General features: G+C 66.7%; 21 protein-coding genes. 9 read left to right on the top strand and 12 right to left on the bottom strand.

Annotated elements, in window-relative coordinates; all coding sequences use genetic code 11:
• Positions 1-196: 196 nt before the first annotated feature.
• From BFE01S_RS02540 to BFE01S_RS02520, 5 genes are all read right to left on the bottom strand, one after another.
• Entirely contained in the window at positions 197-1,918 is a 1,722-nt protein-coding gene (locus tag BFE01S_RS02540) for an acid phosphatase (protein WP_084169466.1), read from the bottom strand.
• A 179-nt stretch (positions 1,919-2,097) separates the two neighbouring features.
• Positions 2,098-2,985 (bottom strand): proteasome-type protease, encoded by an 888-nt coding sequence (locus tag BFE01S_RS02535; protein ID WP_028224244.1) that lies wholly within the window; start codon positions 2,983-2,985, stop codon positions 2,098-2,100.
• 98 nt (positions 2,986-3,083) lie between these two features.
• A complete protein-coding gene (locus tag BFE01S_RS02530) occupies positions 3,084-3,884 on the bottom strand; it encodes a transglutaminase family protein (RefSeq protein ID WP_028224243.1) in 801 nt (266 codons plus the stop codon).
• Positions 3,885-3,962: 78 nt separating this feature from the next.
• A complete protein-coding gene (locus BFE01S_RS02525; RefSeq protein WP_028224242.1) occupies positions 3,963-4,916 on the bottom strand; it encodes an alpha-E domain-containing protein in 954 nt (317 codons plus the stop codon).
• A 37-nt stretch (positions 4,917-4,953) separates the two neighbouring features.
• Positions 4,954-6,360: a circularly permuted type 2 ATP-grasp protein gene (locus BFE01S_RS02520; RefSeq protein ID WP_028224241.1), complete on the bottom strand. Its 1,407-nt coding sequence runs from the start codon at positions 6,358-6,360 to the stop codon at positions 4,954-4,956.
• Between the two features lie 296 nt (positions 6,361-6,656).
• On the opposite strand from BFE01S_RS02520, the gene BFE01S_RS37100 reads away from it, so the two are divergent.
• Positions 6,657-7,361, top strand: coding sequence for a DUF2459 domain-containing protein (locus BFE01S_RS37100; protein WP_042337097.1), 705 nt, complete (start codon positions 6,657-6,659; stop codon positions 7,359-7,361).
• Positions 7,362-7,759: 398 nt separating this feature from the next.
• Here the strand turns inward: BFE01S_RS37100 and BFE01S_RS02510 are convergent, their stop codons facing one another.
• Both BFE01S_RS02510 and BFE01S_RS02505 read right to left on the bottom strand, forming a co-directional pair.
• Positions 7,760-9,238 (bottom strand): glycosyltransferase, encoded by a 1,479-nt coding sequence (locus BFE01S_RS02510; protein ID WP_028224240.1) that lies wholly within the window; start codon positions 9,236-9,238, stop codon positions 7,760-7,762.
• 45 nt (positions 9,239-9,283) lie between these two features.
• Positions 9,284-9,901: a cytochrome b gene (locus BFE01S_RS02505; RefSeq protein ID WP_245621009.1), complete on the bottom strand. Its 618-nt coding sequence runs from the start codon at positions 9,899-9,901 to the stop codon at positions 9,284-9,286.
• 325 nt (positions 9,902-10,226) lie between these two features.
• Here BFE01S_RS02505 and BFE01S_RS46465 point away from each other — a divergent pair, with 325 nt between their 5' ends.
• Positions 10,227-10,532 carry an alpha/beta hydrolase family protein gene (locus tag BFE01S_RS46465; protein WP_407668173.1) on the top strand — a complete coding sequence of 102 codons (306 nt, stop codon included), beginning with the start codon at positions 10,227-10,229 and terminating at the stop codon, positions 10,530-10,532.
• Between the two features lie 444 nt (positions 10,533-10,976).
• Positions 10,977-11,537, top strand: a complete 561-nt coding sequence (locus tag BFE01S_RS02495; protein WP_028224237.1) for a phasin family protein — start codon at positions 10,977-10,979, stop codon at positions 11,535-11,537.
• A 152-nt stretch (positions 11,538-11,689) separates the two neighbouring features.
• Here the strand turns inward: BFE01S_RS02495 and BFE01S_RS02490 are convergent, their stop codons facing one another.
• From BFE01S_RS02490 to BFE01S_RS02475, 4 genes are all read right to left on the bottom strand, one after another.
• Positions 11,690-12,742 carry a hypothetical protein gene (locus BFE01S_RS02490; RefSeq protein WP_028224236.1) on the bottom strand — a complete coding sequence of 351 codons (1,053 nt, stop codon included), beginning with the start codon at positions 12,740-12,742 and terminating at the stop codon, positions 11,690-11,692.
• Positions 12,743-12,872: 130 nt separating this feature from the next.
• Positions 12,873-13,562 (bottom strand): FadR/GntR family transcriptional regulator, encoded by a 690-nt coding sequence (locus tag BFE01S_RS02485; RefSeq protein WP_028224235.1) that lies wholly within the window; start codon positions 13,560-13,562, stop codon positions 12,873-12,875.
• A 144-nt stretch (positions 13,563-13,706) separates the two neighbouring features.
• Positions 13,707-14,663 (bottom strand): SMP-30/gluconolactonase/LRE family protein, encoded by a 957-nt coding sequence (locus tag BFE01S_RS02480; protein WP_084169464.1) that lies wholly within the window; start codon positions 14,661-14,663, stop codon positions 13,707-13,709.
• A 19-nt stretch (positions 14,664-14,682) separates the two neighbouring features.
• On the bottom strand, positions 14,683-15,420 hold the full coding sequence (locus BFE01S_RS02475; RefSeq protein ID WP_028224233.1) for a ribonuclease activity regulator RraA: 738 nt from the start codon (positions 15,418-15,420) through the stop codon (positions 14,683-14,685).
• Between the two features lie 440 nt (positions 15,421-15,860).
• On the opposite strand from BFE01S_RS02475, the gene BFE01S_RS02470 reads away from it, so the two are divergent.
• Positions 15,861-17,165 (top strand): MFS transporter, encoded by a 1,305-nt coding sequence (locus BFE01S_RS02470; protein WP_028224232.1) that lies wholly within the window; start codon positions 15,861-15,863, stop codon positions 17,163-17,165.
• A gap of 62 nt (positions 17,166-17,227) precedes the next feature.
• Entirely contained in the window at positions 17,228-18,055 is an 828-nt protein-coding gene (locus tag BFE01S_RS02465) for an NAD-dependent epimerase/dehydratase family protein (protein ID WP_028224231.1), read from the top strand.
• A gap of 123 nt (positions 18,056-18,178) precedes the next feature.
• Here the strand turns inward: BFE01S_RS02465 and BFE01S_RS02460 are convergent, their stop codons facing one another.
• Positions 18,179-19,099, bottom strand: coding sequence for a LysR substrate-binding domain-containing protein (locus BFE01S_RS02460; protein ID WP_028224230.1), 921 nt, complete (start codon positions 19,097-19,099; stop codon positions 18,179-18,181).
• Between the two features lie 155 nt (positions 19,100-19,254).
• On the opposite strand from BFE01S_RS02460, the gene BFE01S_RS02455 reads away from it, so the two are divergent.
• The 4 genes from BFE01S_RS02455 to BFE01S_RS02440 all read left to right on the top strand — a co-directional run bounded on the left by BFE01S_RS02455 (position 19,255) and on the right by BFE01S_RS02440 (position 23,156).
• Entirely contained in the window at positions 19,255-20,619 is a 1,365-nt protein-coding gene (locus BFE01S_RS02455; RefSeq protein ID WP_028224229.1) for an MFS transporter, read from the top strand.
• A gap of 42 nt (positions 20,620-20,661) precedes the next feature.
• Entirely contained in the window at positions 20,662-21,909 is a 1,248-nt protein-coding gene (locus BFE01S_RS02450) for a CaiB/BaiF CoA transferase family protein (RefSeq protein ID WP_028224228.1), read from the top strand.
• Positions 21,909-22,703 (top strand): methylmalonyl-CoA decarboxylase, encoded by a 795-nt coding sequence (gene scpB, locus BFE01S_RS02445; RefSeq protein ID WP_042336984.1) that lies wholly within the window; start codon positions 21,909-21,911, stop codon positions 22,701-22,703. The genes BFE01S_RS02450 and scpB overlap by 1 nt, the downstream gene beginning before the upstream one ends.
• Positions 22,704-22,772: 69 nt before the next feature.
• Positions 22,773-23,156: a VOC family protein gene (locus tag BFE01S_RS02440; protein WP_028224226.1), complete on the top strand. Its 384-nt coding sequence runs from the start codon at positions 22,773-22,775 to the stop codon at positions 23,154-23,156.
• The last annotated feature ends 8 nt before the right edge of the window (positions 23,157-23,164 follow it).

Raw genomic sequence — 23,164 nt, 5'->3', positions numbered from 1 at the left:
CACCCGGCGCCGGATAACGCGCAGCGCGCCGGCACCGCGAAGCTTGTCCACAGATTTCTGGGATAAGCCTGTTGATAACCTGGCGGGAACGCCGCCAACTCCTTGAGCGGACGACAACTTTGCTGGCTGACCCGGCGCTGCCCGCGGCTGCTCGCCGCGGGTTTCCCATCGGCAACCCGCGGCCTCCACACCGTGCTCAGGCCAGATCGAGCGCGCCGGTGAGATCGCCCGGCGGCGTCTGTCCGCGCGCGATGAACGCGCGATCGCGAGCCGCCACCGCATCGAGCGGCGTCAACCCGTGAACGCGCGTGATGAAGCGCAGGATCGACGTGGTGTCGTACAGGGTGTGATCGACATAGCCCTTCTTCGCGAACGGCGCGATTACGAGCGCAGGCACGCGCGAGCCCGGGCCCCAGCGGTCGCCGATGGGCGGCGCGACCGGATCCCACCAGCCGCCGTTCTCGTCGTGCGTCATCACGATCACGGTGTTCGCCCATGCCGGACTGCGCTGCAGATGCTCGATCACCGCGGCCACGTGGCGGTCGCCCGATTCGACGTCCGCGTAGCCGGCGTGCATGTTGAGGTTGCCCTGCGGCTTGTAGAACGTCACGGCCGGGAGCCGGCCCGCATCGATGTCCGCGAGCAGGCGGTTGGTCGCCGGATCGTCGCCGAGCCCCGCGTCGCGCAGGTGGCGGGCGCGGGCCTCCGTGCCGGGCGCGAAGCTCGCAAAGTAATTGAACGGCTGATGGTGATACTGGAAATCGGGCACGGCGCCGGTGTCGCGATGGTCGAGCGCATATTGCCAGGCGCCGCTATACCAGGCCCAGTCGACGCCCTTCGCCGAAAGCCGGTCGCCGATCGTGGCGAAGGTCTGCGGCGGCAGCACGCGCGGATTGGCAGGGTCGGCGAGCGCCGGATTGCCGTCCTCGGAAGGGCGCACGCTGCTCGGCTGATACGGCGGCGCCATCGTGTTCACCGCGTAGCCGTCGGGCGTGAAGAGGCCGTCGCGCACGAACTTCGGCGGCCCGTCGAGCGCCGAGGCCGGGCTGTTCGGTGCCAGCTTCAGGCGCGTGCCGAGCGGATCGTCGCCCTCCACTACCGAAACGAGGTGCTTCGCGGGACCGTTCTGGATATCGGCGACATAAGGCGCCGCGCCCGAGATCAGGAAGATGTGGTTCAGCCAGGACCCGCCGAAGGCCGCCATGAAGAAGTTGTCGCACAGCGTGTACTGCTGGGCGAGTCCCCAGAGGCGCAGTGTCTGCGCGGAGTTTTCGTAGTAGCCCATCACGAGGCCGCCCGAATCGCCCCAGGCCGCGAACTGGTCGTTGCGGCCCGCGTTGATCTGCATCTGGTTCTGGTAGAAGCGGTGTACCAGATCGCGCGTGATGATTCCGTTCGGCAACGGCTGGCCCTGCGTGTCCACGATACGAAACGGCTGGTTCGGCAGCCCGGTGATCGCCTTTTCGCCGATCATGTAGCGCTTGCCGTCGCGTTCCTGCGCCTGCGGCACGAGCCCGCCCCAGATCTTCGGCAACTGCGCGAGCGGCGTCTTGCCGTCGCGGTCGAACTGCGTGTAGCGCTCGGCGCTCACGCTCGCAAGCGGCGTCTGCACGCCGGGGAAGCCGCCGTACAGATTGACGAAGCTGCGGTTCTCCGCATAGATCACGACGATATGGCGCACCTGGTCGCGCAGCGCCGCATCGGCGCGCGGGTCGGCACCGCCGCGCGGGGCGCCTGCTGCGTTCAGTTCGGAGGTCTGGCAGCCGCCGAGCGCGAGCCCCACACCCACCGCGGCAATGCCGGTGAGTACGCGGCGGCGCGCCGGGTCATCCGGGCCCGTGGACCCCGCCAGGTCGGACTGCGCATCGAGGGCGGCACCCTCGTTCGGGTTCTCGGGCTGCGTGTCGTTCTGCTTCATCGGGCCTCTCTCCTTCTTGTCTCGGGACGGATCGCTCGCGGCGCGCTACGGTTCACGAGAGAGGAGCATACCGTTTCCCCCCGCGCCAAGACAGGCCAGGCGCGAGGTGCCGGTATGAAATTTTCGGGGCGGATGGCTGGCGAACGCGTCAGCCAGTGGGCGTCGCGCGCCGCCGTCGCTCAGGGTTCGCGCGCCGCGGGCGGCACGGTGCCCGGCGCGCCGGACTGCGGCTGGGCCTGCGCGAGCGTCTGGGCCGGCCGCGCTTCCGGCACCGGCCCGTCGAGCGGCGGCCGCGGTACGGCCGGCAGACTCGCGCGTTCGCCGCGCGGCACCCCGGCTTCGTCGGTCCATTGCGGATCGGGAATCTCGCCGAAGACCTGGCGCAAACGCAAGCCCCACGTGTTATGGATCATCTCGAAGTAGTCGTTCGACTGGTCGAGCGAGGCGTAGCGCGTGACGCGCAGCGAATCGCGCTCGTACACGAGCAGGTCGAGCGGCAGCCCCACCGAAAGATTCGAGCGCAGCGTGGAATCCATCGAAATCAGCGCGCACTTCGCCGCCTCGTCGAGCGGCGTATGCGGGGTCAGCACGCGGTCGATGATCGGCTTGCCGTATTTGGACTCGCCAATCTGGAAGTACGGATTGACGCTGGACGTTTCGATGAAGTTGCCGGCCGCGTAGATCTGGAACAGCCGCATCGGCTGGCCACGCAACTGGCCGCCCAGGATAAAGCTGCAGTTGAATTCGATATTGAAATTCTTGAGCGCATCGGCATCGCGCCGATGCACTTCGCGCACCGCCTCGCCGACGATGCGCGCGGCTTCCACCATCGTCGGCGCATTCCAGAGCGTGGGCCGCGCCCCGTCCTGCGGCTCGGTCAGCACGTGCAGCGTGGCCTGCGTGATCGCGAGATTGCCGGCCACGAGCAGCACCAGCACGCGCTCGCCGGGATCCTCGAACACCGTCATCTTGCGCGACGTGCTGATGTGATCGACTCCCGCGTTCGTGCGCGTATCCGAGAGGAACACGAGCCCCTCCTGCACCGCCATCCCTACGCAATACGTCATGCGACTCCTCCGCCCCGCCTTGGCGCGCTTTCGTTTCCCATGCGAAACCTCACGCCATTATCGTCGTTCCGATGTTTTCCAATGTTAATTCGGGAAAACTATTGTTGCGACGCCTGCACGTTCACTTCCACGCTCACGTCCATGGTCTCGCCCATGCCGCCCACGCGGCGCCCGCGCACCGGCGCCGCCGCCTCGTAGTCGCGCCCCACCGCGATACGGCAGTATTTTTCGCTTGCGAAACAGGCGTGCGTGACATCCACGGTCACCCAGCCGTTGTCGATCCAGACGTCCACCCACGCATGGCTCGCCATCTCCGGCACGTCGCCCGGATCGATATAGCCGCTCACGTAGCGCGCCGGCACCCCGCGCGCCCGGCACAGCGCGAGCATCACATGCGCGTGGTCCTGACACACGCCGCGGCCCAGAGCAAACGCATCGGCGGCCGAGTGGGTCACGTCCGTCACGCCCGCTTCGTAGCGGATGCGCTCCGTCACGCGCGCCGCCGTGTCGAGCAGGCCGGCCGCGTCGTCGAGCGAGCGCAGGCTCTGCGCGAAGTCGGCCAGTGCCGCGTCGGCTTCGGTCAGCCGGGTCGGCGAGGTGAAATGTTGCATCGGTATCGGCCCTTCGCCCTCGGGCAGGCGGCCGTCCGGCAGCGGCACGGTTTCCACCTCGCCGCGCACGCGCAGGCGGATTTCCTTGTGCGGCCGCGTCAGCACGAGCGTCATCAGTGCATTGCCGTAGGCGTCGCGGCCTGCGTCGAGCTTGCCCGGCGCATCCACGAGCCACTGCGTGACGATCTGCGCGGGCGTGGTGAGCGGCGAAAGCCGCAGTTGCTGGATCGAGTAGTGCACCGGCGCTTCGTAGCGATAGACGGTGTCGTGGCGAATCGCGAGTTGCATGACGAAGAGTCCTCTGGATGCTGCGTGGATGGAACGGCCCGGCCCTGCGCATGCGCGCATAAACGCGCGCAAGGGCCGCTATCCGACCGGCATCATCAGGTAGGTGCGCGCGACCTGGTTGCCCAGTTCGTACACGCGCGCGAGGAACTGCGTGAGAAACGTGTGCACGCCAACCGAAAAGATCTGCCGCAGGTCCGCATAGAGCAGTTCGGCGCGCAGCTTGCCCGCGGTGCGCTCCACTTCGCGCGAGCTGTCCGTGCGCAGCATGGCGAGGTTCGCGCACACGCCGTCGATGGAAGCGAGCAGCGAGCGCGGCATCTGCTGGTTCAGGATCAGCAGTTCGACCACGCGCGCGGGCGTCACCACGTCGCGATACACCTTGCGATAGATTTCGAGCGCGGAGACGGAGCTCAGAATCGAAGTCCAGTAGTAAAAGTCTTCGAGTTGCCGCGCCGCCGAGCGCGAATCGGCCTGGTCCACTTCCACGAAGCGCACGTCGAGAATCCGCGCCGTGTTGTCCGCCCGTTCGAGGAAGGTGCCCAGTTGCGTGAAGAACAGCGCGTCGTCCTGCAGCGCCGTGCCGAGCGTCACGCCGCGCGAGAGATGCGAGCGGAACTTCACCCACTCGAACAGCGTTTCGGGGTGCGTAGCAAGTTCGTTGCCGCGCAGGCGCTCGGCGAACTGCAGCCACGACTCGTTGATGGTCTCCCACCATTCGGTCGTGAGCGTGCCGCGTACCGCACGCGCATTCTCGCGGGCCGCCTGCAGGCACGAATAGATGCTCGAAGGGTTGGTCGGATCGGCGACGAGAAAATGCAGCACGTTCGAGCTCGTTATCTCTTCGTGGCGCGCGTCGAAGGCGGGCTCGAGCTCGGAAATCCGCAGCACGGCGCGATGCGTGCGCGCCTCGCTGTCCGTGCTGCCCGGCAGAAGCAGCGCCCGCATATTGATGTCGAGCATGCGCGCGGTATTTTCGGCCCGCTCCATATAGCGGGCCATCCAGAACAGGTGATCGGCGGTGCGGCTCAGCATGGTCGCTCCTGTGCTTGTCGGGGTTGCGCGTGTGAAATCATTCGAGCACCCAGGTATCTTTGGTGCCGCCACCCTGCGATGAATTGACGACGAGCGAGCCCTCCTTCAGCGCGACGCGCGTGAGCCCTCCGGCCGCCATCTGGATCGTCTTGCCCGAGAGCACGAACGGGCGCAGATCGATATGGCGCGGCGCAATGCCCGCTTCGACGAAGGTGGGGCACGCGGAGAGCGACAGCGTGGGTTGCGAAATGTAGTTGGCGGGGCGCGCGACGAGCTGCTCGCGAAACGCCTCGATTTCCTCGCGCGTGGAGGCCGGCCCCACGAGCATGCCGTAGCCGCCCGCGCCATGCACCTCCTTCACCACGAGCTCCGGCAGATGCGCGAGCGTATAGGCGAGATCTTCCGGGCGCCGGCATTGCCATGTCGGCACGTTGTTGAGGATCGGCTTCTCGCCCAGGTAGAACGCGATCATGTCGGGCACGTAGGGGTAGATCGACTTGTCGTCGGCCACGCCCGTGCCCATTGCGTTCGCCAGCACCACGCGGCCCGCGCGGTACGCCGTGAGCAGACCCGGCACGCCGAGCGCGGAATCGCCGCGAAACGCGAGCGGGTCGAGGAAATCGTCGTCCACGCGCCGGTAGATCACGTCCACGCGGCGCGGCCCCTGGGTCGTGCGCATGAACACGTAGTTGTCGTCCACGAAGAGGTCCTTGCCCTCCACGAGTTCGACACCCATCTGCTGCGCGAGAAAGGTGTGCTCGAAATACGCCGAGTTGTACATGCCCGGCGTGAGCAGCACGACCACGGGATCGTCCACGCCATCGGGCGCCACCGAACGCAAGGTGTCGAGCAGCAGGTCCGGATAGTGCGCGACGGGCGCAACCTTGTGCTGGACGAAAAGCTCGGGAAAGAGCCGCATCATCATCTTGCGGTTTTCGAGCATGTACGAGACACCGGAGGGCACGCGCAGATTGTCTTCGAGCACGTAGAACGCACCGTCGCGTCCGTCGCGCACGATGTCGATCCCGGCGATGTGCGCATAGATCCCGAGCGGCAGATCGATGCCCTGCATCTCGGGCCGGTATTGCGCATTCGTATAGACCTGCTCCGGCGGAATCACGCCGGCCCGCACGATGTTGCGATCGTGATAGACGTCGTGGAGGAACAGGTTGAGCGCACGCACCCGCTGTCGCAAACCGGCTTCCAGCAGGCTCCACTCGTCGGCGGGAATGACGCGGGGTATCAGGTCGAACGGAATGAGCCGTTCGGTGCCCGACAGGTCGCCATTGACCGCGAACGTGATGCCGACCCGCCTGAACAGCAGGTCCGCCTCCGTGCGCTTGCGCGCCATCGTCTCGCCAGTCTGGCGGTCCAGCCAGCGCTGGAACCGCTCGTAATGAGGGCGCGCCGCGCCCTCCTCGCGCATTTCGTCATAGACTTGCATCGGCTTGTTCTCGCGCGTATAGGCAGCCGCGACTCACGTTTCGTCACATGAATTGCGACGTCGTGTTGCGGTCATGCCAGAAAAGCAAGTGATATGCCATCTCCGGCTACGAATTCTGCGCATGAATGGTGCAATGCCGATGACGATTATGCGCCCCGCCTGAGCGCTTCGGAACATTCGCGCGACGCCCGCCTCAATCTGGTGCAAACCGCACGCGGACGCTGCAATGCGCGGGCACGATGCATGCGCTCGCTTGCGATGGTGTGCCGGGGCCGCACCGCGAACAAGGTCTTGTCATGCACGAACGTAGCGCGACCGCTGCGACGCTGCGCAGCCGCTATGCACGGCGCGTAATCTGGTTCGCGCTGCTGTCGCTGGCGCTGGGTGCGTGCGCGGCTGCCGATCCGCCGATGCCTGCCGCCATCGATACGGGAAACGCTCGCGCCGCGCAGACCGCTATCGCCGTCGTGCAGCGGGACTGGCACACGGACGTGTGCCTGCGCACCCGCGATGCCGATGCCTGGACACTCGCACTCGCGCGCGGCTTCGACGGCGCGACTACGCTGTGCTTCGGCTTCGGCGAACGCCAGTACGTGGTCGAGCGCAAGCACGATCCGCTCACCATGCTCGGTGCGTTGCTGCCGAGCCGCGCGGCCATTCTGATGACCGTGCTGCGCGCAGCACCCGAAGTAGCGTTCGGTAAGGAAAACGTCATAGAAGCGCCGGTTTCGGATGCGGGCCTGAGTGGCCTGCAGCGTTTCCTGCGCGATTCGATCGAGACGGACAACGCGAACGGTCCGCTCCGACTCGCCGATGGTCCCTATCCCGGCAGTCTCTATTTCGCGGCAACCGGAACCTACGATGCGCTGCACACCTGCAATACGTGGACGGCGCGCGCGCTGCGCTCGGCGGGTCTCGCAAGCGTGGCGGACACCGTATTCGCGGGCCATTTGATGGGCGAAGCGCGCGCGGCCGCGGCACACGCACCCGATGCCCCTTAGCCGCCTGTATCTCGCTGCTTCATGGGACGAAGCGGGATCAGGCGGGACGAAGCAAATCGAATCTCGATGCGGGCGCACCCATCGGCGCGCAGCGCATCAACGAGTCGCCCCGGCGATCAACACGGCGTCGTGCAGGTCGTGCCCGGCGGCACGGTGGAGGACTGGGGCACCACCACCGTTTCTCGCTGAGGCGGGCTCGGATCGCTGCTGCTGAACGACAGGCAACCCGCCAGCGCGAGCGGCAAAACGAGGGTTATGAGTCTCAAGCATTGCATGACTTCTCTCCCGGATCGGCTGAAGCGGCCGCCACGCAAATTGCGTGACGGCATTACTTCGGGGGAGCAAGCCAGATGCCGCTCAGGTCAGACGAATCGCGCGCTACCGCGGCGCGCCATGCATTAACGTGACGGCGCGGCACGCTCGCCGTTGCCCGGCGAAGTCAGGCCCGTGCGCTCCTGCGCGCCCCACTTGCGGCGGCCCAGCAGGAAATGCAGCCAGCCCATCGCCGCGCCCGTATGGCGCATGAGCTGAAACGAGAACGGCTCGAAGACCGCAGCGAGAAACGCCATGCCGAAGCTCGAACTCGCGCTGTCGCCGCTCCACTTCCGGTATAGATGAACCGAATACAGATGGAATGCGAGGTCGATGACGATCTTGCCGACGATCACGCCCAGCACCGGCAGCACGATCGTGAAGCGCCCGTCGAACAGAAACCCGAGCAGCAATGCGAAGGCCGTGAGCCCGTAGATGGGCTGAACCGTATCGAACGCCTTGACCGGCAGCATCATGAGGCCCAGCTTGCCGTAGCGCCGGTTGCCGGTCATGTCGCGATACCAGTACTGCGTCTGCAGGAAGCCCGCGAACCAGCGGCGGCGCTGGCGCAGGAAGCTCGTGAGCGTGCCCGGCGCGTCGGTACGCGCGCGGGCCGCGCCGATCACGCGCACGTCCCAGCCGAGGCCCTCGCGCGCCGAGTAGCGGCGCAGGCGATGAATCAACTCATAGTCTTCCACGAGGCAGCGCGGATCGAAGCCGCCCACGGCCATCACCGCGTCGCGCCGGAAACACGCGAAGGCGCCCGAGACGAGCAGCAGGCTGTCTGCGCGCATCCACGCAAAGCGCGAGATGAAGTTGCGGATGTATTCGTAGGTCTGGAACCACTGGAAAAAGCGGCCGGAAAGCGACGTGTTGCACACGGGCGCGAGCAAGCCCGCCGCCGCCACGAGTGCGCGCTCGCCGCCGAATGCGCGAGCCATGGCCGCGCAGGCGTCCGCTTCGAGCAGCGTGTCGGCATCGACGGTCATCAGCGTGTCGGTATCGATGGCGAGGAGCGCCGCATTCAGCGCGCGCGCCTTGCCGCCGTGCGGCAGCTTCAGCCAGCGCAGCGTCGGGTATTGAGCGGAAGGTGCGCTCAGTTGCCCTTCGCCGGGGTCGGCCAGGCCGTAGCGTTCGACGAGCAGTGCCGCCGTGCCGTCGCTGGAGCCGTCGTCGGCAATCACGATCTGTTGCGGCGGCAGGCTTTGCGCGAACAGCGCATCGAGCGTGATGGGCAGCACGGCCGCCTCGTTGTGCGCGGCCACGATCACGCCGAGCGTAGGCAGCGGGGCATCGCCGGCCGCGGTGGCACTCACGGCGGCGACGGGCGGCCGGAGCAGCACGGCCGCCTTCCACGCCACGAAGAGCAGCAGCAGCGTGTCGTACACGACATAGGCAATGCCCGTTGACCACGCAACCACGCCCTGCAAAAAGAAGGCGCGTGCAAATAGCACAAACCAGAGCACCATGACACCAAGGTGGATCACGATGCTCGCGAGCGGCGTGGGCGGCGGCACGATGCGCGGCGAAGTGCGCGCAAGCGCCTGTTCAAGCGTGTTGTTCAAGGCGTTCTCTTCCCGTGCTTGCTGTGCTTCCTGTACTTCCCGCACTTACGGCATCATCCGGCGCAGCACCGAATGACGGTCGATCCATTGATGCTTGAGCGCGCCCGCCACATGCAGCACGAGCACGCCATAAAGCGCGTAACTGCAGGCGGTATGCAGCGCGCCGAACTGCGAGTGCAACTGTTCCTTGGTGGCCGGGTCGAGGTTCATGATGAAGCCGATGCGCGGCCACGGCACGAGCCCGAACAGATACATGGGATGCGAGGCGGCGGCAACCCAGGCCGAGTCGTGCAGCCAGCCGCTGAGCGGCATCGCGAAGATCAGCACATAGAGCGCGATATGGGCGGCATGGGCCGCGGCGCGCTCCCAGCCCGGGAACTCCGCGGGCAGCGGCGGCGGACGATGCGTGAGGCGCCACAGCACGCGCAGGATCGCAAGGCCAAGCACGGTAATGCCGATCGACTTGTGCGTGTCGATCACGAAGCGGATGCCGGTGTCGGAGAACGTGCCGTCGGGCAACAGCGCCGCGCTCAGACCCAGCGCGATATTCGCGAGGATCAGGAGCGCGATCAGCCAGTGCAGCAGCACGGCCACACGCGTGTACTTCTGCGTGGCGCCGGCTGCGCTGTCGAAACCGGATTCAGCGGACAGGGAGGTTTTCACGTGGGCTTGCCGAAACGGTTAAATGGACGGTTCAGAGAGTGATAACGGGCGGCACGGCATGTTTATTCCACGCCGCGCGTCAACAAGAACATCGACGAGCGCATTATGCGCCCTCGCAGTAGCGGCTGCAGAAGAACGCGGGGCCGCATCCGGCGCGCCCGCCTGCGCAAAAGGCGCGCCGGGCGGTCCTGCCCGCGCAGCGGAAATTAAATTACCCAATTCCCGCGACAGAGATATTTGCCATAAAGCGCAATAAAACCTGCCGGCCACCGAGCCTGCGATGCGCCACAATGCACGCGAGAAGATTATCAAAGGAGACACGGCTGTGATCCTTTATTCGATCGTGATGCCGGACGGCCTTGGCCGCGGCGGCTCGACGAAACCGGGCGACGGCCTGCATGCACGCTTTCCGCACTACGGCTACGGCGACGTGGTCGAGGCGCACCACCGGATGCTCGTGGAAGGACTCGGCATCGATCACCCGAGGCTCGTGCCCGGCACCTCGATGGGCGACGTGCAAACGTGGATGTGGGGCTTCGCGAACCTGCTCACGGCGCTGGCCGGCGCCCTCGTGATCGGCGTGTATCTCGCGCTGCACTTCGGCAAGGTTCGCAGCACGCGCACGGTTTAAACAAAGCGGCTGGAACTGCGCCACCCTGATGTCGCGCGGCATATCTTCAGTGATCCTGAATTTTCCGGAGGCACCGGCGTCCGGGGTCGAGGGACCGGGAAGCTGGCTGCGCGTGCCCCATTCACCTACCCTGTGGAATTGCCGCGCCAACCTCTCCCGCCCCCAAAGACAGCCCCGCCGCCACGCGTGACCGGTTTCCGATAGTGGCATGCCCCATTTTCGAGCCACCGCCACCGGTAGCCAATGCGCGGTGCATTTTCCATACGAATCAATCGATTGCAGAGATGTTGCGATGCACAAATTTCTCTTGACACGCCATTTTGGTGCGTTATGATTGAGTCAGATTGCTGCAACGCACAAACCCGCGAGACGGTGATCGATACGAAAGTTTTCTCATTTTCCAAACGGAACCGGACGAACCGGTTCCCCATCAGGAACGAAGACATGACTCTGCCGACTCCCGAACAATTCGCCGCCACCCAGAAAGCCGGTTTCGACGCCCTTTTCGGCCTCACGAACAAGGCATTCGAAGGCGCCATCAAGCTTGCAGAACTGAACCTGAAGACGGCCCGCGAAGCCTTCGCACAAGGCCAGGAACACGCCGAAGCCGCGCTCGGCGCCAAGGACCCGCAAGGCTTCTTCGCCCTGCAAGCCGGTTTCGCGCAGCCCGCCGCCGAAAAGGCGCTCGCCTACGGCCGCAGCGTGTACGACATCGTGTCGGCTGCTCAATCGGAATTCACGCGCGCCGCCGAAGCCCACGTGGCGCAGCAGCAAGAGGCCGTGCAAACGTTCGTCGAGAACGCTGCGAAGAACGCACCGGCCGGCTCGGAAAGCGCCGTCGCCGCGCTCAAGTCGGCCATCAACGCCGCGAACACGGCTTATGAAACGGTGAACAAGGCGGCCAAGCAGGCTGTCGATATCACCGAAAGCAACATCCAGGCAGCCACCAAGGCCGCTACGAAGGCAACGGCACAAGCCACGCGCGCTGCCAGGCAGGCTGTGTAAGCCACCAGGCTGTATGTAGCTGTAGCCAGCCGGCCGGCAATGCTTGCCGCCGGCTGTCGCCGGAATCGGGCCGGTCTCGCGCAAGCGGGACCGGCCCGTGTCGCTTTCTCCCCCGCTCTCGCCGCTTTCCCCGCCCGCATGCGCGCCGAATCTCAGTTCGCGCAGCTTCCCACGTCGAACATCGTCGCCAATGCACACGTTGATGTGAGCATGCGCGCGCCGTCATGGCCCACGCCAGGCACGACGTACATGGCCTGATTCAGGCCTTCGGGATGCCTGCCCTGCAGGTAGCGGAAAAATCCCTGCGCGCGCGCCATGCGCTGCGGTCCCTGCGCCTCGGCCTCGCAACTTTTGTCGAGCGCCGACTGTTGCGGGTCGGTATCGTTGCCGCCGATCAGATAAACGATGTGCCGCTTCACGTAGTCCGATTCGATCTGCTCGGGCGTGCGGTCCTGCATGAACGCGGGCCGCGCCTGCATACCGTACTTCCAGTCGTTGAAGCGGGGGCACTGCGAGGCGTCGAACGGCGCCGGCGCGCCGCTCGCGTCGGGACGCAGCGCATCGAAATAAGCGTAGGAGGAAGGATTGGCCACGAGATAGCGCACGTCGATGCCCGCGGCGCGCAAGGCGTCGCCCGCCCGCGACGCCTCGGCGTAACGCTGCACGAACTGGCCGCCGCCCGAGTGGCCCGCAAACACCACCGACTTCAGCGCCGGAAAAAGATGCCGGTCCGAAAGCCGTTCGACGATCGTGTCGAGCACGGCATAGGAGCTCACCGGCACCGCGCCCTCCGCGGGTTCGCCGCCCATCCACGCGTCGCCGCGCCAGCGCAGCAGGTCGGGCGGCGAGCCGAACGCGCCCGTATCGACGGTGGCGAGAAATTGCGGCGCGATCAGCAGCGTGGTTGCCGGATCGACACCCGCCGCGGCACGCGCGCGTTCGAGCGAGGCGTAATAGACGTCGGCGTTGCGCAGGCGCCCGTGCATCACGATGACGGCGCGCTTCACGCGCGGCTGCGGCACGGTCCAGTCCGCGCTGACGTAGAGCGGAAAGTCGGCGTGGCCCTGCGGCGTATCAACGGCCAAGCACGCGCCGGCAATCGTCTTGACGGCGTGCAGCGGCGGCGTGCCGGCGGACCACGCGAGCGCCGGCTGCGCGGCCAGTGCCGCGGCAAGCGCCAGGCAGCGCAAAAGCTTGAAACGCATCGGTGCCGCTCCTCGTGAAAGGACAACCTGAACGCTTAGGTCAACGCTTAGGTGAGCGTTTAGGTGAACGCTTTGATGCTGGCACGCCGCGCAAACCGCGCGGCGCGAAAGAGACCAACGGCGACGGCGGTCAGGATCCGAACATGCGGCTGACGGCGTGTTCGAGATGCTCGCGCATCGCCCGCGACGCCCGTTCGGGATCGCGCGAACGCACGGCTTCGAGCACTTCGAGGTGTTCCTGCTGAACGATGCGCTGCCGCTCGATCGACTTCACGAGCGAGAGGTTGCGCGAAAGATTCATGCTGAACACCATCTGCTCCTGGATGCCCGAGAGCGCGGTGATGAAGAACGGGTTCTTCGAAGCGCGGGCCACGGCGAGGTGAAAGGCGAAATCGTCTTTCGCGCCGATACCCGAAGTCTCGATGATGGTCTGCAGGTTGTCCCACTCGCGCTGGATGGCTTCGATGTCGGCGTCGTCGGCCTTTTGCGCCGCGAGCGCCGCCGCCCCCGCCTCCACCACCACGCGGTATTCGTAGCAGCGGCGGATGTCCGACAAGCTTTCGAGCGGCGCGAAGCGGCGCACGTCCGGGTCGGGGCGCCGCATCACCGTGGTGCCCGAGCCGTGGCGCGTGGCGATGATGCCGTCCGCGCGCAACTGGGCAAGCGCCTCGCGCACCGTCGGCCGCGAGGTGGCGAAGCGCTCCGCGAGCATGTGCTCGGTGGGCAGACGCTCCCCTTCCTTGTATTCGCCTTCGATGATGCGGTTGAGGATGTCGCTGTAAATCCGCGCCGGCATGTTCGGCGCTTTCTGCTCAGCCATGTTCGGACGTGCGTTCAGAGTTGTCAGGGGTGTCGCCAATTGTAAGTCATATGGCGTGCGGCTCGCCGGTTCGTGGCCGCGGCAACGAAAGCGCCAGCGCAAACGCAAACGCCGGCGCAAACGAACGGGAGCCGCGCGCGGCACTCAAAGCGCGCCGTCGAACTCCGGCTCGGGCAGTCCGCGCACGCCGGTCTCGAGCACGAACACGAGCCCGTCCCCCTCGCCCACCTCGGATGGGCAGATCGTCGTCACGAACAGCATGTCGAGCGCCGGGCCGCCGAATGCGCACATCGATGGCTTCGAAACCGGCACCGCCACCCGGCGGTCGAGCTTGCCTGCGGGCGTGAAGCGCAGCAGCAGCCCCGCGTCGTTCGCGCAGATCCAGTAGCAACCGTCGGCATCGACCGCTGCGCCATCCGGGCGCCCCGCATAGTCGTGCAGGTCGGCGAACACGCGGCGGTTCGTCGGCAGGCCTTCGTCGGTGTCGTAGTCGAATGCCCAGATCAGACGGCTCGAAGCGTGCGAGTCCGAGAGATACATCGTGCGGCCGTTTGGCGACCACGCGAGGCCATTCTGGGTGCACAGGCCCTCCACCGCCGGCGCCGACAAACCGCTGGCCGCCGTGTAGCGATAGAGCTTGCCCGCCGGATGCGGGGCGCTCGCGTCCTGCACCATCGTGCCGGCCCAGAAGCGGCCCTGACGATCGCAGCGGCCATCGTTGAAGCGCATGCGCGCCGCCTCGTGCGTCACGGTTGCGAGGCGGCGCGCGTCGAGCGTGCCTTGCGCAACGCTCGCAGCACCGTCCGCCGGCTCGTGCAGCGTAAGCGCGAAGAGACCCGTCTCCAGTGCGGCCAGCACCTTGCCGTCACGCGCAAAGGTGTAGCAGCCGATGCGCTCCGGCAGGCGCCACTCCGTGCGCCGCCCGGTGGCAAGCGCGTAGCGCACCAGCGTTTGCGCCGGAATGTCCTCCCAGTACAGCGCGTTTTCCTGCGCACGCCAGACCGGGCACTCGCCCACCGACGAACGCCGCCCCTCATGGGCCCGATGCGCCGCATGCGTCTCCAGCGGCCGCACCGGCACGCGCTCCGTTTCGATCGTCATCGTGTCGTCCCTGCCGCGCTCAACCGCGTTGCGTCTTCTGCCATTCGGCGAAGGCGGCCAGCGTCGCCTCGTTGGGCGGATAGGTGCCGGCCAGCGGCGCGCCGGCTTCGATGCGCGACGTGATGAAGCGCTCGAGTTCCTCCTGCTCCCACGCGGCCTGCGCCACCTCCTCGGCCAGATGCCGCGGCACGACCACCACGCCGTCGGCGTCGCCCACGATGATGTCGCCCGGGTAGACGGCCACGCCGCCGCAGCCGATCGGCACGTTCAGATCGACGGTGTGATGCTTCGTGAGATTGAGCGGCGCCGACGCACCCGCGCAGAAGATGGGCAGCCCGAGCGCCGCGATGGTCGCGCTGTCGCGCACCGGGCCGTCCGAGACCATGCCCGCCACGCCGCGCACCTTCAGCCGCGTGGCGAGGATCGAGCCGACCGAGGCCGCCGCCGGCTCGCCGCGGCAGTCCTGCACGAGCACGGCGCCGGGCGGCACCGTTTCGACGCCCTTGCGCTGCGGATGATCGGGGTTCTGGAAGGCGCTCAACTGGTCGAGGTCTTCGCGCGCCGGGATATTGCGCATCGTGAAGGCGGGGCCGACGAGATTCGGCGCGCCGGGCGCCGGCGCGACCAGCGGCTTCACGCCCTGGAGAAACACATTGCGCAAGCCGCGCTTGAAGAGCTGCGTGGTGAGCGTCGCGTTGGAGACGTGGCGCAGTTGTTCGAGCGCGGTTTCGCTGACGGAGGGGGTGGGTGAATTCATCGTGTCTCGTCCAGTATCGGGGGGGCGCGGATCGCGCGGTCGGGCGGCCTGCCGGGGTTTCATCGGACTGCATCGAGGCGGCGCGGCGTGTCCGCATTGTTGTAATACAACCGATGGAATGTCAACCAGCGGACGCATCTACGGACACCCCGGATACGCCCGATCCCTTGCCCGGCAACCCTTCGCGGCAGCGCGCCGCCTGTTGCCGAAGCCGCCTGGAAGCCCCAGAGCCCGCCGGCCGGCCCCGCGACCCAGGGCAAATCCCGACCGCAACAGATTTGCTTTACAACTTTCGCGCAAATAGAATGATGTCTTACATGACGGGGCTGACACGGCCGTTCACCCCATCGAGGTTTTACAAGCGACGCCAGGCACACAAACCATCCCGGCCCCCCGCCGTGGCAACCGCCGCTGCCCGGGGCCGACACAGGAGACACGCAGTGCAACGCAAGACTATCAAGGGGCTCCGGTGGTGGATCATCGGCCTCATCATGATCGGCACCATCTTCAACTACCTGGCGCGCAGCTCGCTCGCCGTGGCGGCCCCCACGCTCACGCAAACGCTCCACATGAGCACGCAGCAGTACTCCTACGTGGTGACGGCCTTCCAGGCCTGCTACGCGATTGCGCAGCCCATCGCCGGCTTCGTGCTCGACTCGGTGGGCGTGAAGATCGGTTTCGCCATCTTCGCGTTCGGCTGGGCCATCTCCAACATGCTGCACGGCCTCGCCACGAGCTGGCCGACCCTCGCGGTCTTTCGCGGCATGCTCGGCCTGAGCGAAGCCGCGATTTTCCCGGCGGGCATGAAGGCCATCAGCCAGTGGTTTCCCGCCAAAGAGCGCTCGGTCGCCACGGGCTGGCTCAACACCGGCACCTCGGTGGGCGCGATGCTCGCCCCGCCGCTCGTCGTGTGGTGCATTCTCAAGTACAACTGGCAGTTCGCGTTCGTGCTCACGGGCGGTGTGGCGCTGATCTGGGTGGGCCTGTGGCTCGTGTTCTTCAAGACGCCGGCCGAGCATCCGAAGCTCTCCGCCGAAGAGGCCGCCTACATCCGCGCGGGCCAGTCGGCCGCCCAACATTCGCCGGCCGGCAAGCCTTCGTGGAAGGAAGTGCTCAAGCAGCGCCGCTTCTGGGGCATCGGCATTCCGCGCATGCTCGCCGAACCGGCATGGCAGACTTTCGGCGCGTGGATTCCGCTCTACATGGTGACCGTGCGCCACATGAACCTGAAGGAGATCGCGCTCTTCGCGTGGATACCGTTCCTCGCCGCCGATCTCGGCTGCCTGGTCGGCGGCTACCTGGCGCCGCTCTTCATACGCTGGTTCGGCTGCTCGCTCATCACCTCGCGCAAGCTCGTCATCACGACCGGCGCGTGCCTGATGATCGGACCGGCCTGCGTGGGCCTCGTCGCGAGCCCGTATGCCGCCATCGCGCTCTTCTGCGTCGGCACCTTCGCTCACCAGACCATCTCGGGCGCGCTCTTCACGCTGGCCTCGGACATTTTCGGGCAACATGAGGTGGGCACGGCAACGGGCCTCTCGGGCATGTTCGGCTACCTGGGCGCCACGATCTTCTCGCTGATCGTCGGGGCGCTGGCCGGCACCATCGGCTACAACCCGCTGTTCGTCTGCCTGATGCTGTTCGACGTGGTCGGCGCCATCGTTGCATGGCGGCTGGTTTCCGATCAGCAAAAAGCGGATGCGGCCAGCGCCGCGCTGCAAAACGCGCAAAGCGTGAAGGCCTGAGTTTTCGGCCGGCGCCCTCCGGGGCGCCGGCTTTCGGCGTTTTATTGTGAGGTAATCCCACCGTGAAGAAAGTTGCATTGACCGGCGCGGCCGGCCAGCTCGGCACCGTGCTGCGGCGCGAACTCCTCGCGCGCGGCGTGAATCTGCGCTCCGCCGCCGGTTCGAAGCCGCTCGAACCGCTCGTGGAAGGCGAAGACGTCATGCACGGCGACCTGCGCGAGCGCGCAGTGGTCGACCGCCTGCTGGAAGGCGTGGACGTGCTGATCCACCTGGCCGGCACGAGCGTCGAGCGCCCGCTGCCCGAGATCATCGAGAACAACCTGCGCGGGCTGGTGGAGGTTTACGAGGGCGCGCGCCGCCATGGCGTGAAGCGCATCCTGTTCGCAAGCTCGAATCACGCGATCGGCATGTACCCGGTGGAAGAAAAGCTCACGCTCGACTGCGCGCTGCGCCCGGACGGCTTCTATGGACTCTCGAAAGCCTGGGGCGAGTCGCTCGCGCGGCTCTACTGGGACAAGCACGGCATCGAAACGGTGTGCGTACGTATCGGCAGTTGCCTCGACAAGCCCACCGAGTTCCGCCATCTGAGCACGTGGCTCGGCCACGACGACTTCTTCCAGCTCGTGGACCGCGTGATCGACGTGCCCGAGATCGGCTTCGCAGTGGTGTGGGGCGTGTCGAACAACACGCGCAGCTACTGGATCCAGAGCGGCGCCGAGAACGACGCCGAACGGCTCGGCTACCACCCGCAGCAGAATGCCGAGGACTATGCCGAAGCCATCCTCAAGCAGCCCAATCCGCTCGATGCCGTGGGGCAGCGCTACCAGGGCGGCGGGTTTGCCAGTATCGACTTCACGCCGCCCGAAGCGCGCGGCAAGCGCAGTGCTTGACCACCTGACCGCCTGACCGCCGCGGCGTCGGCTCACAAGCCGTCGCTTCGGTCTGCCAATGAACTGCCGCCCAACCCCGCGCTCCCCGGAGCGCGGGGTTGGGCTTTTTGCGCCGCGCGTGACTCAACGCACAGGCACTGCCCACTCGGGCCGCCGGCTCAGGCGCTCGAACAGTTCGAGCATCACCCCCTTCACCTTCTGCACCGGGTTGCTGACGAGCGCCGTATCGCGCCAGCAGAGCGAAAGGTCGCGCTTGAAAAGCCGGTGATCGACGTGCGCGAGCTTGAGCTTGTGTTCGTCGAGTTCCACGTGCGCGGCGGTCCACGGCAGGATCGTCACGCCCAGCCGCGCGAGCACCGCGGCAAAGAGCAGCGCCGTCGAACTGGCCTCGAACAGGATCTCGCACGATAGCCCGGCTTCGCGCAGCGCCCATTCGACGCGGCTGCGTATGGTGTTCGGCGCGCTCGGCAGAATCATCGGCATGCGCGCGAGCGCCGCGAGACTCACGGGCTCCTCGGGCAGTTCGAACTCCGGCCACGCGATCAGGTACAGCACCTCGGCAAGCAGCGGCTCGGCACGCACGCCGCGCGCCGGAACGGCGTCCGCCACCACCGCGAGATCCACCCGGCCGCTGCCGACCAGTTCGGCGAGATCGGCCGTGGGCGCCTCGATCAACTCCAGCACGATGCCCGGATAGCGGTCGCGTATCGTGCGCGCGAGCGGGATGGCGAGCACGCGCGACGTGCTCGACGGCAAGCCCACCGAGACCTTGCCCTGGGGCATCTCCGCGTCCTGCAGCAGCAGGTCGCGCGTGCGGTCGGCCTGACGCAGGAGATCCAGCGCATGACGATGCAGCGTCTGGCCGGCGGCCGTGGGCGCCACGCCCTGGGTGCTGCGTTCGAGCAGTTGCATGCCCAGCTCGCTTTCCAGATTGCGGATCTGCTGGCTCACCGCCGGCTGCGCGACGTGCAGCGCCTCGCTCGCGCGCGTCACGTTGCCGAATTCGACCACCTTCACGAAGTACCGCAGTTGCCGCAGATCCATCTCGCTCCCTGCTCCCGTCGCCATAAGAAAAAACGCTCACCCTAGAGGAATATCATATTTTTCGGCGATTGCGTCGCTCCCTATACTCGGCTGACAAAACAGATGTCCTGCTGCTTCCCTTCTCGCCCGGGCCATCACAACGAAAGGAGACAACGATGCAAAAAGCCATCGCCGCGGCGTCCGCCGGCGGCATCAAGGCGCGCCGCACGCCGCTCACGCGCGAGCAGATCGGCGGTTTCTGGGCCGTCTACCTCGGCTGGGTGCTGGACGGCGTGGATTCCGTGATCTACGCACTCGTGCTGGTGCCCGCGCTCACCGAACTCCTGCCCAATTCGGGCATTGCCGCCACGCCCGGCAACCTCGGCATGTACGGCTCGATCCTGTTCGCGCTCTTCCTGATCGGCTGGGGACTCTCGTTTATCTGGGGGCCGCTCGCCGACCGCTTCGGTCGCGTGCGCACGCTCGCCGCCAGCATCCTCATCTACTCCGTGTTCACGGGGGCCGCAGCGTTCGCGCACAACGTCTGGGAGCTCGCGGCATTCCGGCTCATCGCGGGCATCGGCGTGGGCGGCGAGTGGGCGCTTGCCGGCACCTATGTCGCGGAAAGCTGGCCCGAGGACCGCCGCAAGATGGGCGCGGGCTATCTGCAGACGGGCTACTACCTCGGCTTTTTCCTCGCCGCGTGGCTCAACTACACCATAGGCGCGACCTACGGCTGGCGCGCCATGTTTCTCTGCGGCCTCGCTCCTGCACTGCTCGCCATCTTCACCGTGCTCAAGGTGAAGGAGCCCGGACAATGGCGCAAGGCGGCCAACCGCACGACGAATGCAGCGGCTGACGCAAGAGCGGACGCAACAGCGGACGAAGCACCGGCAACAACTGCGTCCTCGCCGTTGCGCGTCATTTTCACGGGCGCGCTCCTGCGCCGCACCGTTACGAGCGCCGCGCTCGTGGGCGTTGCCATCGTCGGCCTGTGGGCTGGTTCGGTGTACGAAGCAAGTGCCGTCGTCACACTCGCCACGCGTGCCGGCATCGATCACATGGGCACAGTGCGGCTCGCCTCGATCGGCGCGGCCATCCTTTCGCTCGCGACCGTCGCGGGCTGTCTCGTCGCCCCCTGGCTCGCGGAGCGCATCGGCCGGCGCGCGGCGCTGGGCGTGTATTTCGCGGGCATGGCCGCTTCCATCGTCATCGCGTTCGGCTGGGCCTTCTATCTGCCGAACGGACTCGGCCTCTTCATGGCCTCGCTTGCCCTGCTGGGCTTCTTCGGCGGCAACTTCGCGATCTTCTCGCTCTGGCTGCCCGAGCAGTACCCCACCCGCGTGCGCGCCACCGCCTTCGCCTTCAACGCCTCCGTGGGCCGCTTTATCGGCGCGGGCGTCAACTTCCTGCTCGCGGCCGCGATCCACTGGCAAGGCTCGCTGGGCGTGCCCGTGGCGTGGACGGCCGCCGCGTTCGCCATCGGCATGCTGATCCTGCCGTTCGCCGTCGAAACCCGGCACGACACGCTGCCCGAATAGCGCCCACACTCACCACACTCACTATCCGCCTGGAGACACCGGATGCAATCGTTACAAGGAATCAAGGTCGTCGATCTGACGCGCGCGCTCTCGGGGCCGTTCTGCTCGATGGTGCTCGCCGATCTCGGCGCCGATGTCGTGAAGGTCGAAGCCGGCCCGCACGGCGACATGAGCCGCGCATGGGGGCCGTTCGACCGCGGCATCAGCACGTACTACCTCTCGTGCAACCGGAACAAGCGCGGCCTGTGCGTCGATCTGCGCGACCCGCGCGGACTCGACGCGGTGCGCACGCTGATCGACGGTGCCGATGTCGTGATCGAGAACTTCAAGCCGGGCACGATCGAGAACATGGGGCTCGGCTACGAAGCGCTCGCCGCGCGCAACCCGCGCCTCGTGATGGGCAGCATCAACGCCTTCGGCGATACCGGGCCGCTGGCCGACTGGCCGGGCTTCGACCAGATCGCACAAGGCTACTCGGGCATGATGAGCCTGACCGGCTTCGCCGATGGCGAGCCCACGCGCACCGGCACGGCCATCGGCGACCTGAGCGCCGGCATGTGGCTCGCCATGGCGATCCTTTCGGCACTCTACGAGCGCGAGCGCACGGGGCGCGGCCAGCACGTGAGCACCTCGCTGCTCGCGAGCCTCGTGGGCCTCCTGAGCGTGCACGGCCAGCGCTACCTGAGCCTCGGCGACGTGCCGCGGCGCACCGGCAACGCGCACTCGGTCATCGCGCCGTACGGCGTGTTCGAAACGGCAGACGGCCCGCTCAACATCGCGCCGATTACCGGCGACATGTGGCTGCGTCTGTGCCACGTGCTGGATCTGCCGCATTTGCCCGGCGACCCGCGTTTCTCGACGAACGAAACGCGCGTGGCGAATCGCGAAGCGCTGAAGGCCCTGCTCGAAACACGCCTGAAAACGCGCGGCAAACGCGAATGGACCGAACTATTCGTGAACGCGGGCCTGCCGGCCGGCCCCATTCATACGCTCGACGAAGTGTTCGCGGACGCGCAGGTAGCGCACTGCAAGCTCGTGGAGACCGTGGACCACGCGACGCTGGGTGCGCTGCGCCAGATCCCGACGCCGGTGTTCGGCGTAGCATCGCAAGGCGAACCGGCTGCACGCGAGGCAAGCCGCCACGCACCGCCGGCCTTGGGCGAGCATAGCCGCGACGTGCTGCGCGAAGCCGGTGTTGACGATACGAAACTCGACGCGCTGGTCGCTGCCGGCGTGGTCTATCAGGCGCCGGGCATGCCGGCGCATACCCTCGAAGCAGGAGTCGCGTGATGAAGGCGGTCGAACCGGTCAGCGTGAACGTCGAGTTGATCGACGAACGCATCGCAAGCGTGGTGTTTCGCAATCCCTCGCGGCGGCACGCGCTCAGCGCCGGGTTGCTCCATGCGCTGGATGCGCGTCTTGCCGCGCTCGCCGAACAGCGCGTGCCGGTGGTGATGCTGGGCAGCGGCGTTGGCGAAGACGTCTGGAGCGCGGGGCACGACCTGGGCGAACTGGCCGAAGACCGCGACCCGCTTGCGTGGGGCAAACCGCTCGAGCAAGCGTTGCGACGGGTGCGCAGCTATCCGGGCGTGGTGATTGCGATGGTGTCGGGCACGGTATGGGGCGGCGCGGTCGATCTGGCGATGAGCTGCGACCTGATCGTTGCCGATGCGAGCGCGCGCTTCACGATGACGCCCGCGAACATCGGCCTGCCGTACACGACGAGTGGCCTGCTGCGCCTCTTCAACAACCTGCCGATTCACGTACTGAAGGACATGTTCTTCTGCGCGCGTCCCCTGGATGCCGCGCAGGCCGAGCGCTTCGGCGTGATCAACCGGCTGGTGGAGCGCGAAGCGCTGCAGGCGAGCGCGCTGGAAATGGCACGCGGGATCGCCGCCAAGGCACCGCTCGCGATCCAGGCAGTGAAGGAGCAATTGCGCATTCTTGAAGATCTGCAACCGCTGCCCGTGGACGCCATGGAGCGCATTGCGGAACTGCGCCGCATAGCGTGCGAAAGCGCCGATATGCAGGAGGGGCTCGACGCCTTTGCGCAGCGCAGGGCGCCGCGCTTCGAGGGACGCTGATGCACTGCGCCACGCCCGTTCGCCACCGGCGATAAAATAGAAGGCCCGCCTACCCCGCGAGCCTTCGCCATGTCCGTCACCGGCTTCAGCCATTACAACCTCCGCGCGGACCGCGCTACCCTCGACACGCTACGCGACTTCTATGTGAACGTCGTGGGCCTGCGGGTCGGCAACCGGCCGCCGTTCAGAAGTTTCGGTTACTGGCTCTACGCCGGCGAAAAGGACATCCTGCATCTCTCGGAAGCCGCCCCTGAAGAAGAACGCAACGCGGCCGCGCGAAACACGTTCGACCACGTTGCTTTCTCGTGCACGGACTGGCCGGCGACGATCGAGCGCCTGCAAAACTTCGACATCCGGTTCGCCTGCGACGATGTGCCGATGACCGGCCAGCGGCAAATCTTCTTCTCCGATCCGGCCGGCAACGGCGTGGAACTCAACTTCGCGCGCGAATAAGCGAACAA

The organism is Paraburkholderia ferrariae NBRC 106233, assembly GCF_000685035.1.
Taxonomy (GTDB): Bacteria; Pseudomonadota; Gammaproteobacteria; order Burkholderiales; family Burkholderiaceae; genus Paraburkholderia; species Paraburkholderia ferrariae.
The sequence above is the reverse complement of the archived record's forward strand: the minus strand, read 5'-3'. Positions and strand labels throughout refer to the sequence as shown.